This window comes from Aeromonas salmonicida (assembly GCF_028355655.1).
Lineage (GTDB): Bacteria > Pseudomonadota > Gammaproteobacteria > Enterobacterales > Aeromonadaceae > Aeromonas > Aeromonas salmonicida.
The window spans coordinates 510,528-526,783 of record NZ_CP110645.1; the positions used below are offsets into that span (position 1 = coordinate 510,528).

A 16,256-nucleotide genomic window follows, 5' to 3' on the forward strand; every position below is an offset into this window, starting at 1 on the left:
CCAGTTTCCTGGCGCTGGTTACACTTATTTACACTTTGCTCAGATAGACCTTGAATTTGGCATCGCTGCTGATTATGTCAGTCCGTTTGAAGTGCGTTTCCAGTATAGGTTGATATCGCAGGAAGGCGTTGGCGACTATGGTCAGGCCACCATTCGCCGACAGGTACTCAGGTGCCTTGGCGAGGAAGGTTTCGGTGGCCGCATAGAAGGTCTTGAGGCCGGCGTGGAAGGGGGGGTTGGAGACGATGTGGTCAAACTTTCCTGTGATGTCGGAATAGACGTCGGAGGCCTGGACTTGCCCCTGCAAACCGTTGATGGCCAGGGTGCGGCGGCTCGACTCCAGCGCAAGGGCGCTGATATCCACCATCTTGACCTCCAGCCCCGGATTGCGTTTGGCCAGCACAGATCCAATGACGCCGGCACCACAGCCGAAATCGAGCAGCTCGCCCGTCATCGGTGGCACTGCCGCCAGCAGCATCTGGCTGCCCGGATCCAGCTCGTCTGCACTGAATACGCCGGGCAGCGCCAGCACAGTCAGCTCGGTATCACCGGCCTTGCACTCATAACGGCTGAACCAGGCATCCAATTCGAACGGGATAACCGGCTTGCTGAGTTCGCCGTGATAGAGAGAGCAGCGGCGGGCCGAGTCGCGCTTGACTGGCTTGTTGCCATAGGGGGCCAGCAGCTTGTCGGCGCCATTGATGCCGCCGCGGTTGTCACCGGCCAGAAACAGGTCTGCACCCGCCTCCAGCAAGGGGGTCATCATGGCCAGCAGGTATTGGGCCTCTGCCTTGGCCTTGGGCATCAGCAGCAGCAGGGCATCGAAACGGGGGGCACCGCCCAGTTGGTGGTCGAACAGGATAGCGTCACCCAACGTTGCCTGCTGGCTGCGGTAGTAGCAATAATCCGTGGTAAACACAGTCAGGGAACTGGCCAGCTCAGCCAGCTGGCGGGGATAGTCATCCTCCAGGGTGCCGCAGACAAGTAGCCGCTTGCCGACAAAGAGGGCTTGGTTTCGTTCCAGCATCTGGCTGACGGCACTGATAGGGCTGCTCATCGGGTCTCTCCATGCAATTTTGGGCGGCCATTATACATAGCCCCTTTCGCCTTGACATTTATGCCGTGTTCCCGAAATATGCCCAGACACCATTTTTTGACCAGAGATGATGAAATGCGGTCCAACGAGTTGAAACGAAAGCACAAAAAAAGCCTGACATTCGGGCCTGCCGACGTTCGCGCGTAACCTCTCATCCCTGAGAAGATTCAACCCCGGTTGCGCAACCCGTACCGGGGTTTTTTATTAGTATTTTTACCGTATCCAGGAGAAGGAAATCCCATGTTTCAAGGTTCGATAGTTGCCCTGATCACCCCATTTCGACAGGGCCAGCTGGATGAGGCCGCACTGGCCCGCCTGGTGGAGTGGCACATAGAGCAGGGCACCCACGGTATAGTGCCGGTCGGTACGACGGGCGAGAGTCCGACCCTGACCCACGACGAGCATTGCCGCGTGGTGGAGTTGGTGGTCAAGCAGGTAGCCGGCCGGGTGCCGGTGATCGCCGGGGCCGGTTCCAACAACCCGGTCGAGGCCATTGAATATACCCGTCATGCCGAGCAGGCGGGGGCCGATGCCACCCTGCACGTGGCCGGTTATTACAACCGTCCCAATCAGGAGGGACTCTATCACCACTTCAAGGCGGTACACGACGCCACCAGCAAACCCATCATCGTCTACAACATTCCGCCGCGCGCCATCGTTGACGTGCAACCTGCCACTCTGGCCCGTCTGGCCGAACTGCCGCGCATCGCCGGCGTGAAAGATGCCACCGGTGACCTGGCTCGTCCCTGGACCGAGCGTCAGCTCATCAAGAAGCCGTTTGCCTGGCTCTCAGGTGAAGATGCTACCGCAGTGGCTTACAACATAGGTGGCGGGCAAGGCTGTATCTCTGTTACCGCCAACGTGGCGCCCAGACTGGTGGCCGAGGTGCAGAACCTGACCCTGGCCGGCAAGTGGCAGGAAGCGCGTGAACTGCAGGACAAACTCATCCCGCTGCATCAGGCCATGTTTGCCGAGCCGAGTCCGGCAGGCGCCAAGTATGCGGTCTCCCTGCTGGGCTTTTGCAGCGAAGAGTGCCGCCTGCCGGTGATGCCGTTGTCCGAGGCGACTCGCGAGCGCATCCGTAGTGCGATGCAGGCATTGAATTTGTTATAAAAAGTGGGCTCTGGATCGCGCTTTTGACTGCCTAGTCAATTAATGTGCAATGTTTGCCGATATACTCGCTTGGATACAACCAAGGATGGCAGGCATGCAGGAATGGGATCCAGAGCACTTCACCAGTTTTGAACACCTCTGTGAAGTGACACTGGCAGCAGTCAGGGAAAAGACAGAAGCCGAACAGATTTACCTCTGGTTGCGGGCGCCCGAGTCCCAACTTTACAGTTTTCAACTGGAGCAGGGGCTGATCTGCCTGAATGCAGAGGCCCTTGCGCCAGCCAAACTCCCCATCATCTTCATCGAACATGCGCTCGACAAGGGTCAGCTGGTGGTGGAGAAGACAGCCCCGACCGCCGATGTCTGGGAAACCGTCGAACCGGAAACGCCGCGCCTGCGCGCCTGCTTCCCGCTCAAGCGCCACAAGGGGCTGGAGGCCGTGGTCTATCTGGAGACCCGCCGCCGTCTCGATCGCCTCTCCCGACGCCAGCAGCAGAGTATCCAGTTGCTGATGCACTACCTGGCCGCCGAGCTGGAGAGTCGGTTGCTCGCCAGCCAGATCGATCAGGAGCGGGATCAGCGCAGACACACCCAGGCCGATCTCATCCGCAGCCAGGCGTTGCAGGACTCCTTCCTCAGCATGTTGCAGGCGCTCCATCAGGTGGGGGTCAAGCTTTCCCGCTGCGATAGCGAGCAGCAGCTGCTGCACGATGCGGTGGCGCTGGCGCGCCAGGATCTGCAGTTTGATCGCATCGCCATCTTCCTGGTCGACGCCGAGTTCAAGACCATGCGCGGAACCTGGGGAACCAACGAGGCAGGTGAGCTCATCGACGAGCACCACTTCGTCAGCCCCATCCCGGAGCACCCCACCGTGCAGGAGGCGCTGCGTCGCAAGGATTATGTGCTGGTGCTGGAAGATGCGCCGCTCTACTACGAGAAGCAGGAGGTGGGGCGCGGCTGGAATGCCATGGTTTCGCTGTGGGACGGTGACATGCCCATCGGCTGGATTGCTGCCGACAACCTGTTGTGGCGTCGGCCACTCAAGGCCTACCAGAGCGAGATCTTCAAGCAGTACGCCGCCATGCTCTCCCAGCTGTTGATCCGCCAACGCACCCAGGCCGCGCTGGAGCATTTCAACCGGGAACTGGAGCTGAGGGTCAGCGAGCGCACCATGCAGCTGGCAGAAACCAACCGGGCACTGGAGGAGGCCAACAAACGACTGTCCATGCTGTCGCTGGAAGACCCCTTGACCGGCATCGCCAACCGTCGTCACTGGGATCTCACCATGCAACGGGAGTGGGAGTGGGCCCGTCGTCATCAGAGCTTGCTGGCGGTGTTGATGATCGATGTGGATGAGTTCAAGTCCTATAACGATCACTTCGGTCATGCCAAGGGAGACCTGTGTCTGCAACAGGTGGCCAGCCTGCTGCAGGAGGCGGAGCGACGACGCACCAATCTGGTGGCGCGCTACGGCGGGGAGGAGTTCGTGATCCTGCTTTGCGGTCCGCAGCCTGGTGAAGCCGAGCGGTTGGCCGAACAGATTCACCAGGGGCTGAGTGAATTAAAGATCCCGCATCCGGCTTCCCGAGTTGCTGATTTCATTACGGTTAGCATAGGCTTTAGCTATCTGGTTCCCTCGCTGGATGGAACATGGCAGAGCTTGACCGAACAGGCCGATCAGGCGCTCTATCATGCCAAGTCGCAGGGGAGGGCGTGTACGCTAGCCTATCGGTGAGCCCATGCTGTTACGTCGTTACCCCATCTTCAACCGCCGTCTTGCCCTCGTTGCCTATGGCATTGATTACCAGCTTGCCGACCCTGCCGAGTGGGCTCTGCTCGCAGCGCAATGCCGTCTGCTGGCCCAGGGGCGTCAATACTTGTTGCCCTTCAGCCATGAACAGCTCGATGAGCAACGTCCCTTGCTGTTTGATCCGGATACCATTCCGCTGGTCGAGGCCTCTGCCGAACGCCTGCCCGCCTCGTTTCCCGTGTTGACCCAGTGGCGTGACTACCGGCGGCGTCTGGCCGTGCACTGCGCCCAGCGCGAACCACGCTGGCTCAACGCCTGCCGTCTGCTGGTGTTCTGGATGGGGGAGGAGGGGATCAGCCAGCCGACCGAGCACAAGCGAATGGCTCTGGATATCGAGACCTGGGGGGATTTTTTGCCGCTCAAGGAGGCCGGGGTCGATTTCTTCGCCGGCGGTTTTCTTGCTCGTCCCGAACTGGTCAATCAGCGCGCCGCCCAGCCGGACATGAAGCTGGTGCAGGAGATACTGAAAGTCATCTGCCACGAGGAGTTCTCTTTTGCCAGGGTCGCCAGCCTGCTGGAGCAGGACGCCTGGCTGCCGGGCCAGCTGCTTACCTATGTCAATGCTCCCGGCTTTGATCACGTCAGCTCCATTACTTCTGTGCCGAGAGCCCTCTCCTATCTGGGGGAGCAGGAGATCCGCAAGTTCGTCCTCATCTACGGGCTGGCGCGGGTCAGCCATCACATGCCGGAGGCCTGTACCCGCATGGCCATCGCCCGTGGCCGCTTCTGCGAGCTGATTGCCATGACAGCGCTTGGCAAGGATGCCGCCAGCTGGGCCTTTCTGGTGGGATTGGTGCTGGATGGTTCACTGCTCTCCGCTCAGCTCAAGGCTCATCTGCCCAAGGATGTGCAGCGGGCGCTGGAATCCCATGAGGGGCCACTCTTTCATCTGTTCCAACTGGTGAAAACCTACGAGCAAGGAGACTGGCCGCTGCTTGCCCAGTTGGCACCGCACTACCAGCTGGATCCTGCCAGGCTGACACCCATCTATTTTCAGGCACAAATGTGGGGGCAAGCGTTTCTCGCCACCTAGGTCATGGCGATGAGGAGTGGCTCTGGCTAGAATGGGGACCCATTCTCAGACACGGATCCTGCACCATGACCCTATCCGGATTTCAAGGCCTGGTATTTGACCTCGATGGCACCCTGGTGGACTCAATGCCGCTGCATCTTGCCGCCTGGGAACACACTTCCCGAGAGTTTGGCTTTCGCTTCGATGCTGACTGGTTCTATGAGCTGGGCGGCATGCCGAGTCGAAAAATTGCCCTGCTGGTTGCCGAGCAGCAGCAGATCGCCCTGGATCCCGTGGTCGTGACCCGTTGCAAGACAGAGCACTATGTGGCCAATCTGCACAAGGTGGCCGTCTTTCCGGCCATGCTGGAACTGGTTGAGCGTTATCACGGCCAGATCCCCATGGGGATAGGCACAGGGTCGCCGCGTATAAATGCCGAGGCTGTGCTGCGCAATACCGGACTGGATCGCTACTTCTCCGTGGTGGTGACCGCTGACGATGTGGAGTTGCACAAGCCCCACCCAGATACTTTCCTGCTGGTAGCGAGTCGTTTAGGACTTGAACCGACGACCTGTCTGGTATTCGAGGATACGGGAATTGGCGTGCAGGCCGGTCAGGCTGCCGGGATGCAGACCTGCATGGTCAGGGATGGTAAGCCGGTCGACTTGCAGTACTGAAGAGAAAGCGGTGAGGGAGAGACACGAGCGGGCCAAGCATAGAGTCCATTCTCATACGGGACAGACATAATCAATGAGAATGGACTCGGTCACCCTTTGACGCAGCAATGGTCTCGGGGTGATTCAGGCAAGCCAGTTACTGCTCGCTGCTGCCGCCCTGATTGTCGTCGTAACGACTCGGGGCTCCGTGGGGGCGCGGCGCCATGGAGACGCGTGGCTTGCGGGCGCGCTGTATGCTGACCTGGGGACGGCCGGAATGCATGGCGATGGTGGAGATCTTGGCCTTGTAGACCAGCTGCTGGTTACCATGGGCATCGGTCAACAGTACGCTGTACTGGTCGAAGCCGCTGATGGTTCCTTCCAGCTTGATGCCGCTCACCAGGAAGATGGCGACCTGACTGCGATTTTTACGCAACCAGTTGAGGGCAGAATCTTGCCCGTTCCCGAGGGAGAAGGCTTGCTCAATCGTGGAGTAGCTTGGGGATTCAGTTGTCATAAATTATTGTCCCGCGGAAAAAAGTGGCGTTTGATTGTGCTAAATGGCTACTGGCTTGTCAAAGTCATTCTCACGCCCATCCCGTATGGTGTAACGACAGTACTGGTCGGCGGGGGCCGCGGCTGTAATAATTGGCGCCTCTGGCCCGTGGCGGGCCTCATCTTGGGGTTTCATCTTGCATCCGGTTTCAAACCTACACAAACCCACCTATACCCACGACGCGACCGCATGTGAAGAGTGTGACCTGCTGGTACCGGCCACGGTGCTGGCCGTGGGGGAGAAGAGCAGCTGTCCGCGCTGTGGCCATGTCCTGAGCGTCCATCTGCCGGAGCAGGAACGCAGGCCCATCTCCTATGGCTTTGCGGCCATCATCATGTTTGTACTCTCCAACTCCTTCACCTTTATGTCCTTCTCGGCCAAAGGGATAGGGCAGGAGATGACGTTTCTGCAGTGCATCACCACCCTGGTGGATCAGGGCTACCTGTTTCTTGGGGCTGTGCTGAGTTTGACTCTTATCGGCCTGCCGCTGGTCTATGTGGGCTCCATCATGCTGGTGCTGTGGCGGGTCGACAAGGATCTGCACAGCAATTCCCTGCGTGCGCTAGGCCGTCTGCTTTGCAGGATAAAACCCTGGCTGATGGTGGATGTGTTCCTCATCGGGGTGCTCATTTCGCTGGTCAAGCTGATGGGGATGGCCGACATCAAGATGGGGCTGTCGTTCTGGGCCTTCGTCGGTTACACGGTGCTGCTCATCAAGACGATCTCGTCGCTGGATCGCATGTGGCTGTGGCAGCGGCTGTTCGGGCCGACCGAACCCCGCGAGCTCGATGCTGATGCCGAGGCCAGCGCCATGGCATCCGGGCTGGTGGGGTGCCACATCTGCGGCGCTCTGGGTGAGGTGGGGGAGCACAGCTGCAAGCGTTGCGGTGAGCACCTGCACAGCCGCAAGCCGGGTGGCATCAACCGGACCTGGGCCCTGCTCTTCACGTCGGTGATCCTCTACGTGCCGGCCAACCTTTATCCCATCATGGATACCGTCTTCCTCGGGGATGACAGCCCTTCTACTATCATGGGCGGCGTGGTTTTGTTGTGGGCCATGGGGTCTTACCCCATAGCTGCAGTGATCTTCATCGCCAGCGTTGTGGTGCCGCTGGTGAAAATCCTGGCGCTGCTGTGGCTTTGCTATATGGTACAGCGCGGCCACGGGGCCTCGCCCCTTGGCAAGCTCAAGCTCTATCGCATGACTGAATTTGTGGGACGCTGGTCGATGATCGACGTCTTCGTGGTGGCCATATTGGCGGGCCTGATCCGGCTCGACAACCTGATGACCGTCTATCCGGGCCCTGCAGCCGTTGCATTTGCGGGTGTGGTGTTGATCACCATGGTAGCTGCCATGAGTTTCGACTCCCGCCTGATCTGGGATTTACAACAAGGAGAGCGCGAACGTGAGTGAGCGTAAGAAAAGGTGGAAACCCGGCTCTGATTTTTTGAGCTCGGCCGCCGCAATCTGGATGGTGCCGCTGCTGGCGCTGTTCATCGGGGTCTGGATGCTGTTCCAGCATTGGTATTCACAAGGTCCCAGCTTCACCCTGACAGTGGCTACCGCCGAAGGGATAGTGGCGGGCAAGACGGTGATCCGCTCCCGCGAGGTGGAAGTGGGTCGTATCGAGGCAGTGGAACTCAGTGAGGATTACAGCCATGCGGTGTTGAAGGCTCGCTTGACCAACGCTGCTGCCGGCATGCTCAAGAAAGACAGTCAATTCTGGGTGGTCAAGCCCAGGGTTGGCCGGGAAGGGGTCTCCGGTCTCAGCACGCTGCTTTCCGGTGCCTATATCGAGCTGGCGCCTGGCAGAAAGGGCAAGCCCCTTGACGAATACGCCATGCTGGACAAGCCGCCACTGGCCTCCCAGGATGCCAAGGGGCTGCGGCTCTCCCTGAGCAGCCGGGATACCCGTGCGCTCGGGGTGGGGTCGCCCATCAACTATCAGGGCTTTACCATAGGCCAGGTGGAAGAGGCGAAATTCCTGCCCGAGAAGAGCGAGATGCAGTACCAGATCTTCATCAACACCCCCTATGACGTGCTGGTGAGCGGCAACTCCCGCTTCTGGATGACTCCGGGTTTCGAGGTCTCCATGAGCAGCGAGGGGATGAAGGTGAAGATGGATTCTCTGGAGAGTCTGCTCGACGGTGGCATCACAATGGGGTTGCCGCCCGGCTGGGCCCCCGGTGAGCCAGTCAAGCAGATGGATGGTTTCACACTCTTCCAGGATGAAGCCAGTGTGCTTGCCGGTAGTCTGGATCAGTTCATCGATTACGTGTTTCTGTTTGAAGACAGTGTCGGTGGCCTGCATCCGGGGGCGGCGGTGGAATATCGCGGTATCCGGGTCGGCACCGTCATCTCGGCCCCCTACCTCATCGACGAGAAAGGGGTACAGATGTTCCAAAGCCGACAGATACCGGTACTGGCGCGCATCGAGGTGCAGCGGCTCTCTCACCGCTATGCCAATGCTGAGAAGGAGCAGTGGCGTGCCCTGTTCGGCAAGCAGTTCAAGGAAGGATTGCGGGCGACGCTCAAGACCTCCAGCCTGCTGACCGGGGGCAAGGTGGTGGATCTGAACTTCTATCCGGACGCACCCAAGTATCAGGCCGTCAAGCTGGCCGGCTATCAGGTGTTCCCGACCGTTCAGGCCGGGCTGGACCAGATCGAGCGCAAGGTGAACCAGATCCTCGACAAGTTCGTCGACATGGACACGGCCAAGACGCTGACGCAGGTCAACAGCACCCTGGCCACGCTGGATCAGACCCTCAAGAGCATCAGTGCCGTGAGTACCAATCTGAACAAGTTTACCGGTCAGCGCTCGACCCAGCAGTTGCCGGCGTCCCTGAATGACAGCCTGAAGCAGTTGCAGAGCACGTTGCAAGAGTACGATGCCAACTCCCAGACCAATCAGGATCTGCGCCAGTCGGTACAGTCGCTCAATCAGCTGATGCGTGAGTTGCAGCCTCTGGTGCATTCACTCAACGAACAACCGAGTTCGTTGATCTTTGATCGCGCCCGTCCCCGTGATCCTGAGCCCAAGCGAGGTCAATGATGAAAAAACAGATAATGACGCTGGCCTTGCTGGGCCTGCTGGCGGGTTGCAGTTCGGCCCCGACGGCGCTGCACTACTACTCTCTCGATGCCGAGGCACTGCCGGCGGCTGCAGTGACGGCGCAACCCCAGCATCAGCTGGTGTTGCGTCCGGTTGCGCTGTCGGGCCAGCTGGATAGGGTCAGTCTGGTCTATCAGCTGGAAGGCAATGAGCTGCACTTCGCCGAGTATCATCGCTGGGCAGGCTTCCTCGATGCCCAGCTCAATCAGCTGACCCTGAGTGGCTTGTCCAGCCGTCTGCCCGGCTGGGTGGTGCGCCAGGACGGTGCCCGCAAGGGCCCTGTCCTGAGCATCTCGGTCGAACGTTTCCAGGGACGCCACGATGGACGTGCCGTGCTGAGCGGCCGCTGGCGCTTGTTGACGGAAGAGGGCACAGTCTTGCGTGATGTTCCCTTCCAGCAGGTGCGAGTGCTACCAGCCGACGGCTATGGTTCCCTGGTCAGCGAGCTGGGACAAGGCTGGCAACAGCTGCTTGACCAGATTGCGGCAGAGGTGCGCAAAGGCGCCTGAGTCTGACGTGAATGAAAACGGGAGGCCGAAGCCTCCCGTTTTTTATCGTGGCGCCACCAGAGTGGCGTCATGAGACTATTGCTGAACTTCCGATACTCCCTCCACCTTGACCTCGACCCGGCGATCCGGAGCCAGGCAGACGATCAGCTCATGCTTGGATTTGCTGGTGCAGCTGTCGCCGGTGACAGGGGACCCTTTGCCACGCCCCTCCACGTTGACCTTGCCCGCTGGCAGGCCTTTGCCGACCAGATAGTCGGCGACCGTCTGGGCACGCTGCTCCGAGAGCCGCTGGTTATAGGCATCCGAGCCGATGCGGTCGGTATAGCCGATCACGGTAGCGACGCCATCCGTGGGCCGGGCTGCCTCAATCTCACCGTAAAGGGTATCCAGCGCCTGCCCGCCTTCCGGTTTGAGGGTCGCCTTGTTGAAGTCAAACAGTACGTCCGAGCTCAGGGTGAATTGCTTCTCGACCATGACGGGCTCCGGGGCCGGTATAGGCGCCGGGGCTGCTACCACAGGGGCGACCTGGCCGAAGCGATAAACCACGGCGACGGCCAGCAGACCATTGTCCATGCGCAAACCCGTATCTTCGCGGTCTCCGTATGGCGAGCTGTATTGGTATTCGAGGCGGGCGGCCCAATCCAGATTAAAGGCGTATTCTGCGCCGAGTGCCCCGACGAAGTTGAATCGCCCGTCATTATCCAGCTTGTCACTGCTGGCCCAACCGTATCCGCCGCCAAGGCGACCGTATAGGTCCAGATTCTCTGCCACCGGGAAGCCGAGTTTGAGGGTAAGCTGAGCCAGTTGAGCCTCTACTTTATCGTTGAAGGCCGCGCCGCTACGGGTACCGCTGTACTTGTAGTTGCCCAGGTAGTCGTAACCCAGCTCGATCCCCAGATTCTGGTTTATCTGATAACCGGCGAAAGCACCGGCGCCCACTTCATCGTTGTCTTCATCGAGCAGGGTGGTGATGTTGTTTTCATCGACACCGTAGAAATTGGACCAACCCAATTTGGCACCGCCATACCAGGTGTTGTCTTGTCCGGCTGCGTGGGCGTTGGCCGCAAGCAAGCCTGAAACCAGTAAGGTAATCAGTGATTTATTCATGTTGAGCCTCTGCAATTGCATGTTGGGTGAGGGGGGATCTGGTGTCGCCTCTCCTCTATGGGTCGGGGCTTGTAGCACAGCCACAACAGGTTAAAAGTAGTCGCTTTCTTCAGGTTCTCAAGCAACTGATATAAATCATATTGTGATTATTGTTACCGTGGTTTGGCGGTGTGATTTGATCTCTGGGGCGGGGCGGCAATAGTTAAGCGAGGCAGGATCACACCGAGGTGGAGATGAACGGCAAATGGATATGGCTGTGCTGGTCGCTGTGGTTGGCCCCGGGTTGGGCCGTCGAAACCCTACATGTGGTGACCGAGGATTATGCTCCTTACAACTATCTGGAGGAGGCCGAGATCAAGGGGCTGGGCACAGAGGTGGTGGAGGCCATGCTGGAGGAGGCGGGGTTTGAATACAATCTGGATATTTACCCCTGGGCGAGAGCCATTTCACTGGCTCGCAGCAGGCCCAATGTGCTTATTTACAGTATCAGTCGCTTCCCCGAGCGTGAGGCGCAATTTCAGTGGATAGGGGTGATCGCCAAGATCAACTTTCATGTGTTTGCCCTGGCCAAGCGTGACGACATCAAGCCATTCAGCGAGTTGTCGCAGGCGCGAACCTGGTCCATTGGCACTGTGCGCAATGATGCGCTGGAGCAGTACCTGATGGGGCGCAACTTTTCCAACCTGCAGCGCAACAACAATAACGAGGCCAATATGTTGAAGCTGTTGATGGGGCGGATAGACCTCTGGCCCGTGTCGCAGGAGTCGGCCAATTACTATGTGCGTCAGGCGGGCTACGATCCCAGCACCCTCAAGATAGTGCACGACATCGAGGACTTTACCGGAGGAGAACTCTATGTGGCAGCGAGCCTGGAGACGGCGCCGGAGGTGATCAAGCGGCTGCAGGAGGCGCTGGCCACCATCAGGCAGAACGGCATCTATGACGGTATCGTGAAACGTTACCGCTGACCCAATAGGGGATCGAAGGAGCTAAAAGAAGGGGCCGACCATGTGTCGGCCCCTTGTCATCAGTGGGCGAGGAACTCGTACTGGTTCTCGATGAAGGTGGCAGCGCGCTCGCTCAGGGCGGCGTGCACGACAGTGGTCGGGTGTACCTGATCCCAGAACATCTTGCCCTCACAGTTGAGGGTGCTGGCGCTGCGGCGGGCCATAGGACTGGCAACGGCCTGTGCCAGCAGCGGGTTGCCGGCGATGGCGAGGCGTTCCTGCGGACTGAAGGCGGAGAGCTGGCGATCGGTGCTGGCGCTGCGGGTGGCAAACGGCTTCCACACATAGCCGCCGTCGTAGCAGGGGTTTTCGATGTCGCTCAGGCCGAAGTTCTGCGGATCACGCAGCATCTCGGCAAACTGCTTGTCGATCTCGAACAGCTTTACCATGCCGGTGGGGGCCAGCTGGCGTGCCAGGTTCAGCAGCAGCTGGTTGTGATAGGCGGAGACATGGCTGACCGCCTCGACCACCTTCTGACTGCGGGCTGACGGGTTCTGGCCCAGATCCGGCAGGTTGAACAGCAGTATCTGCTTGGCACCGTTCAGTACCATGCGGTTGGCCGCATCGCTGATGGCATCGCGAACCCGCTTGGCATCCTGCTCCGTATTCCAGCCATAGGCCAGATAGTCATTGGCACCGACCCAGAGGATCACCAGATCGTCCGGTTTGAAGCTGTCTTTCTGCAAGAACTGGGTGACCTCGTAGTCCAGGTTGTTGATGACCTGATACTTGGGATTCCAGGAGATCTTGTTGTAAGCCACGGCAGTGGCACCGCCTTCCGCTTCGTTGGCGATGGTCAGACCCGGGAACTGTTTGGTCAGCTGCTCCAGCCAGACGGGTCCGTTGGAGAAGCGGCCCTCATAGTAGGGCGGGCTGGAGGGGAGGTAACCGCGCATCTTGCTGTACATTTTGCCGGTATCGGAGAGGCTGTCGCCGAACATCACGATCCGGGAGAAGGCGGGGCGACTGTCGGCTGCCTGAACTGTCAGCGCGATCAGCCCCAATAAACACACAAACCATTTTTTCATCTTGTTGTTCTCATTGATGTGAAGCAGGTGGTGCCTGCAGGCTTTTCCTCGATAGGGCAAGCTGGGCTGGGAACCCTTTTTGCCATTTTGCAGCGTAACCAGCCGAATTAAATTTCGCAGCAGGCGGGGTTGATTAAATCGATTACGGTCACATGTCCTTCACCCAGATGGGGAGGCTTCACGTTTGTTTCACGCACCAGGCCTCACACTCATCTCGTACCCAATCACAGGAGCATGAAATGAACAAGGCAAGCGTAATCGGTCTGTTGACCCTGATGTCCATCTCTTCTTTCGCCATGGCAGCCTTCACTGGTCCGCAGGAGCAGAACAAGGTATCCGTCGCCCAGTTGAAGGATCTGGCCGATGACAGCTGGGCCACCCTTGAAGGCAAGCTGGTCAAGCACCTGGGCGGCGAGAACTACATATTCCGTGATGCCAGCGGCGAGCTGGAAGTGGAAGTGGATCAGGATGTGTGGCGCGGCATCGAAGTGGGCCCGGACGATCTGATCCGCATCCGTGGTGAAGTGGACCACAGCTGGAACAAGACCGAAGTGGAAGTGGAGAGCCTGGAGAAGGTAGGCGCCACACCGCAGAGCAAGGGCGGGTTTATCGCCAAGTAAGGTACAACCGCAGCACAGGTCATATGTAAAAAGGGCGCCTCCAAAGAGGCGCCCTTCTGTTTTGGCCGCTAGCCGGTGCGGGCCAGCGTGCGTTTGAACCCCTTTTCGGCCTGATTGACCTTGTAGAGGTAGCGGCGCGCTTCCGCCTTGGGATGCTGCTCTGTCAGGATCTGGTAGACCACCTCTGGCGAGAGCCGGTTGATCTTGCCGGGCGCCGCCTTGCGGTCGTTGGAGAAGGTGTTCAGCACCCCGCCTGCACCACCGTTGTAAGCCGAGATGACGGCATAGCGACGGGAGAGCGGGTCCTGGATATCCGCCAGATAGACGGTCTGCAACAGATGCAGGTAGGCGGTGCCCACGTCTATGTTGTAGGCCGGATTGAACAGATCATCCCGGGTTGGCTGGCCATTCTTGCCCTTGACCCTTACATAGACATCCCGTCCTGCGGTGGCCGGGATCACCTGCATCAGGCCGTAGGCATTGGCGTGGCTGACCGCATAGGGGTTGAAACTGCTCTCTGTCTTGATCACCGCATATATCAGGCTCTCTGCCACCCCGTACTTGCGGGACGCTTGACGAATGATGCTGGCGTACTTGTAACCCCGCTTGTCTTCATGGTTGGCCACCATGGGAATATCGACGAAGAAGATGGTACGGATCCCCAGAGTGCGCTTTTTCATCGCCGTACTGAGCAGGTAGTCGGCGTAACGCTCGGCGCGCCAGTCGAATCGGATCGGCTGCCCCTGGTTGTCCAGCACCTGACCATAGAGGAAGGGCTCGCCACCGGGCAGGATTTCCCGGTCGGAGTACAGATCCACCTCAGCCGGATCGTCCGGAGTCAGCAGTGTCTCTATGATGGCGCGGCGCAGGTGAGCCTGGGGGTCGAGTCCGGAGACCGTCTCCACCATGATGTGGCCGCTGGAGAAGTCGATGTGGGCACGGCTCTTGTACTGATCCGTGTATTTGACATAGTCAAATTTGCCCGCAAACAGCGCTTCACGCCCCCATATCTCGTTCACGTTATGGGAGAGCGCGCTGATCATGTGTTCGAAACCGCGAATGTCCTTGCCGTTGACCAGGGCGTCATCCTCGCTCCCGCTGGGCTTGGGGGAAGATGAGCAGGCAGAGAGAAACAGCAGGGTGCAAAGCAGCCAAAAAATTCGGCCCATAGGATCCTCAAACAGGGCGGCGAAGCCGCCCGTCATTCATTGGCTGTGAGCTAAGAGATGCATAGCCGTCGCTGGCTCACAGGTACAACTCATTGGCTGGGAGGGGTATAACCATCGATGGCCACTTCACCCGCTTCAAACAGGTAGTTCACCATCTCTTTTTCCAGCAGCTGACGATGCTCCAGGTTCATCATGTTCAGCTTCTTCTCGTTGATCAGCATCACCTGCTTCTTCTGCCATTCGGTCCAGGCTTCCTTGCTGATGTTGTCAAAAATCCGCTTGCCGAGTTCACCGGGGTAGAGTTGGAAATCCAGGCCCGGGCCCTCTTTTTTCAGGCGTTGGCAAAATACAGTACGGCTCATGTTGACCTCTATGGTTGTAAGTCCGGGTAGGCAAGCAGGCGGGCCGTGGCGGCTGCCAGTCCCACCTCTGCAGGATGGCGTAAGTTATACCAGAGTCGGTTATCCGCTTCCATGAGCTGGGGGGCAGGTGGTGCATCCATTTCAATCAGAAAAGGCTGAATATCGAGATGGAAGTGGCTGAATGTATGCCGAAATCCGCTCAGCTCCCGATAATCGTGGCCGCTCAGCCCGAGCCGTTGCAAGAGTCCGTCGATTTCGGCTGGTGACTCCACCTGCGGGAAGCAGTAGAGCCCGCCCCAGATCCCCTGCGGCGGCCGCTTCTCCAGCAGCAGCTCGTCGCCGTGACGAATGAGCAGCATGATGCCGGTGCGGGCCGGAATGCTCTTCTTCGGCTTTGAGTTGGGGTAGGCAGTGGGCTTGCCCTGCGACAGCCCCTGGCAATCGGCCTGCACCGGGCAGCGGTCACAAGCGGGCTTGCTGCGGGTACAGACAGTGGCGCCCATGTCCATCATGGCCTGGTTGTAGTGGGCCACGCCGAGTTTGGGGGTGAGGCGGATGGCAAGCTCCCACAGATCGTTCTCCACCTGTTTCTGGCCGGGCCAGCCCGGCAGCGCCAGCCAGCGGGTGAGTACCCGCTTCACGTTGCCATCCAGAATGGCATGGGGCTGCCCAAGGGACAGGGAGAGCACGGCACCCGCGGTGGAGCGGCCAATGCCGGGCAGGGCCATCACCTCTTCCAGCCGCTCCGGAAACAGGCCGTCATGCAGATCGCGGATCTGCTGTGCCGCCTTGTGCAGGTTGCGGGCCCGGGCGTAATAACCGAGCCCGGTCCAGTGGTGCAGCACCTCGTCGATGGGGGCGTCAGCCAGGGCCTGCACGTCGGGGAAGCGGGCCATGAAGCGCTGGTAATAGGGGATCACTGTGGCGACCTGGGTTTGCTGCAGCATGATCTCGGAGACCCAGACCCGATAGGGTGTTTTGTCTTGCTGCCAGGGTAGTGTCTTGCGGCCATGGACCTGATACCAGTCGAGGATCCGGGTGGCGAAAGTCGCGTTGTCTGAGTTGTTCACATTATGCTCATGTTATTGATTAAAAAGG

Annotated in this window: 16 protein-coding genes; 9 read left to right on the plus strand and 7 right to left on the minus strand. The window is 59.2% G+C overall.

Translation table 11 applies throughout. The features are described 5' to 3' along the window. Positions 1-28: 28 nt before the first annotated feature. Positions 29-1,057 (minus strand): 16S rRNA (guanine(1207)-N(2))-methyltransferase RsmC, encoded by a 1,029-nt coding sequence (gene rsmC, locus ONZ54_RS02535; RefSeq protein WP_271787393.1) that lies wholly within the window; start codon positions 1,055-1,057, stop codon positions 29-31. Between the two features lie 279 nt (positions 1,058-1,336). On the opposite strand from rsmC, the gene dapA reads away from it, so the two are divergent. The 4 genes from dapA (at position 1,337) to ONZ54_RS02555 (ending at position 5,708) form a co-directional block, all read left to right on the plus strand. Next, entirely contained in the window at positions 1,337-2,209 is an 873-nt protein-coding gene (gene dapA, locus ONZ54_RS02540; protein WP_005314009.1) for a 4-hydroxy-tetrahydrodipicolinate synthase, read from the plus strand. Between the two features lie 94 nt (positions 2,210-2,303). Beyond that, positions 2,304-3,944, plus strand: a complete 1,641-nt coding sequence (locus ONZ54_RS02545; RefSeq protein ID WP_219614682.1) for a GGDEF domain-containing protein — start codon at positions 2,304-2,306, stop codon at positions 3,942-3,944. Between the two features lie 4 nt (positions 3,945-3,948). Continuing rightward, entirely contained in the window at positions 3,949-5,052 is a 1,104-nt protein-coding gene (locus tag ONZ54_RS02550; protein WP_271787394.1) for an EAL and HDOD domain-containing protein, read from the plus strand. Positions 5,053-5,117: 65 nt separating this feature from the next. After that, positions 5,118-5,708, plus strand: coding sequence for an HAD family hydrolase (locus tag ONZ54_RS02555; protein WP_155602450.1), 591 nt, complete (start codon positions 5,118-5,120; stop codon positions 5,706-5,708). A gap of 136 nt (positions 5,709-5,844) precedes the next feature. Here the strand turns inward: ONZ54_RS02555 and hfq are convergent, their stop codons facing one another. Continuing rightward, positions 5,845-6,204, minus strand: coding sequence for an RNA chaperone Hfq (gene hfq, locus ONZ54_RS02560; protein ID WP_005313994.1), 360 nt, complete (start codon positions 6,202-6,204; stop codon positions 5,845-5,847). Positions 6,205-6,379: 175 nt separating this feature from the next. On the opposite strand from hfq, the gene ONZ54_RS02565 reads away from it, so the two are divergent. Genes ONZ54_RS02565 through ONZ54_RS02575 form a run of 3 tightly spaced genes read left to right on the plus strand, consistent with a single transcriptional unit; the run spans position 6,380 to position 9,865 of the window. Further along, on the plus strand, positions 6,380-7,657 hold the full coding sequence (locus tag ONZ54_RS02565) for a paraquat-inducible protein A (protein WP_034524269.1): 1,278 nt from the start codon (positions 6,380-6,382) through the stop codon (positions 7,655-7,657). Further along, positions 7,650-9,296 carry an intermembrane transport protein PqiB gene (pqiB, locus tag ONZ54_RS02570; RefSeq protein ID WP_111588861.1) on the plus strand — a complete coding sequence of 549 codons (1,647 nt, stop codon included), beginning with the start codon at positions 7,650-7,652 and terminating at the stop codon, positions 9,294-9,296. The genes ONZ54_RS02565 and pqiB overlap by 8 nt, the downstream gene beginning before the upstream one ends. Further along, on the plus strand, positions 9,296-9,865 hold the full coding sequence (locus ONZ54_RS02575; RefSeq protein ID WP_265431138.1) for a PqiC family protein: 570 nt from the start codon (positions 9,296-9,298) through the stop codon (positions 9,863-9,865). Before pqiB ends, ONZ54_RS02575 begins: the two co-directional genes overlap by 1 nt. Positions 9,866-9,940: 75 nt before the next feature. Here the strand turns inward: ONZ54_RS02575 and ompA are convergent, their stop codons facing one another. After that, the gene (ompA, locus tag ONZ54_RS02580) at positions 9,941-10,972 is read right to left on the minus strand and encodes a porin OmpA (RefSeq protein WP_096119937.1); all 1,032 of its coding nucleotides are present in this window, start codon (positions 10,970-10,972) and stop codon (positions 9,941-9,943) included. A 233-nt stretch (positions 10,973-11,205) separates the two neighbouring features. Between ompA and ONZ54_RS02585 the strand changes: the two genes are divergently transcribed. Continuing rightward, entirely contained in the window at positions 11,206-11,940 is a 735-nt protein-coding gene (locus ONZ54_RS02585) for a substrate-binding periplasmic protein (protein WP_181455304.1), read from the plus strand. Positions 11,941-11,999: 59 nt separating this feature from the next. Here ONZ54_RS02585 and ONZ54_RS02590 read toward each other — a convergent pair whose 3' ends face one another. After that, positions 12,000-13,007, minus strand: coding sequence for an SGNH/GDSL hydrolase family protein (locus ONZ54_RS02590; protein ID WP_271787395.1), 1,008 nt, complete (start codon positions 13,005-13,007; stop codon positions 12,000-12,002). A 239-nt stretch (positions 13,008-13,246) separates the two neighbouring features. Between ONZ54_RS02590 and ONZ54_RS02595 the strand changes: the two genes are divergently transcribed. Then, entirely contained in the window at positions 13,247-13,627 is a 381-nt protein-coding gene (locus tag ONZ54_RS02595) for a YgiW/YdeI family stress tolerance OB fold protein (RefSeq protein WP_058394537.1), read from the plus strand. A gap of 68 nt (positions 13,628-13,695) precedes the next feature. On the opposite strand, the gene mltC is transcribed toward ONZ54_RS02595, so the two are convergent. The 3 genes from mltC to mutY form a co-directional block, all read right to left on the minus strand. Further along, positions 13,696-14,796 carry a membrane-bound lytic murein transglycosylase MltC gene (mltC, locus tag ONZ54_RS02600; RefSeq protein WP_125608465.1) on the minus strand — a complete coding sequence of 367 codons (1,101 nt, stop codon included), beginning with the start codon at positions 14,794-14,796 and terminating at the stop codon, positions 13,696-13,698. 89 nt (positions 14,797-14,885) lie between these two features. Continuing rightward, positions 14,886-15,158, minus strand: coding sequence for an oxidative damage protection protein (locus tag ONZ54_RS02605; protein WP_025328361.1), 273 nt, complete (start codon positions 15,156-15,158; stop codon positions 14,886-14,888). Positions 15,159-15,166: 8 nt separating this feature from the next. After that, entirely contained in the window at positions 15,167-16,228 is a 1,062-nt protein-coding gene (gene mutY / locus ONZ54_RS02610; RefSeq protein ID WP_111588859.1) for an A/G-specific adenine glycosylase, read from the minus strand. Positions 16,229-16,256 lie beyond the last annotated feature (28 nt).

What these genes read in the sequence shown, in the direction of transcription:
- rsmC (WP_271787393.1), bottom strand. Translation starts at nt 1,057, where the DNA reads ATGAGCAGCCCTATCAGTGCCGTCAGCCAGATGCTGGAACGAAACCAA.
- dapA (WP_005314009.1), top strand. Translation starts at nt 1,337, where the DNA reads ATGTTTCAAGGTTCGATAGTTGCCCTGATCACCCCATTTCGACAGGGC.
- ONZ54_RS02545 (WP_219614682.1), top strand. Translation starts at nt 2,304, where the DNA reads ATGCAGGAATGGGATCCAGAGCACTTCACCAGTTTTGAACACCTCTGT.
- ONZ54_RS02550 (WP_271787394.1), top strand. Translation starts at nt 3,949, where the DNA reads ATGCTGTTACGTCGTTACCCCATCTTCAACCGCCGTCTTGCCCTCGTT.
- ONZ54_RS02555 (WP_155602450.1), top strand. Translation starts at nt 5,118, where the DNA reads ATGACCCTATCCGGATTTCAAGGCCTGGTATTTGACCTCGATGGCACC.
- hfq (WP_005313994.1), bottom strand. Translation starts at nt 6,204, where the DNA reads ATGACAACTGAATCCCCAAGCTACTCCACGATTGAGCAAGCCTTCTCC.
- ONZ54_RS02575 (WP_265431138.1), top strand. Translation starts at nt 9,296, where the DNA reads ATGAAAAAACAGATAATGACGCTGGCCTTGCTGGGCCTGCTGGCGGGT.
- ompA (WP_096119937.1), bottom strand. Translation starts at nt 10,972, where the DNA reads ATGAATAAATCACTGATTACCTTACTGGTTTCAGGCTTGCTTGCGGCC.
- ONZ54_RS02585 (WP_181455304.1), top strand. Translation starts at nt 11,206, where the DNA reads ATGAACGGCAAATGGATATGGCTGTGCTGGTCGCTGTGGTTGGCCCCG.
- ONZ54_RS02590 (WP_271787395.1), bottom strand. Translation starts at nt 13,007, where the DNA reads ATGAAAAAATGGTTTGTGTGTTTATTGGGGCTGATCGCGCTGACAGTT.
- ONZ54_RS02595 (WP_058394537.1), top strand. Translation starts at nt 13,247, where the DNA reads ATGAACAAGGCAAGCGTAATCGGTCTGTTGACCCTGATGTCCATCTCT.
- mltC (WP_125608465.1), bottom strand. Translation starts at nt 14,796, where the DNA reads ATGGGCCGAATTTTTTGGCTGCTTTGCACCCTGCTGTTTCTCTCTGCC.
- ONZ54_RS02605 (WP_025328361.1), bottom strand. Translation starts at nt 15,158, where the DNA reads ATGAGCCGTACTGTATTTTGCCAACGCCTGAAAAAAGAGGGCCCGGGC.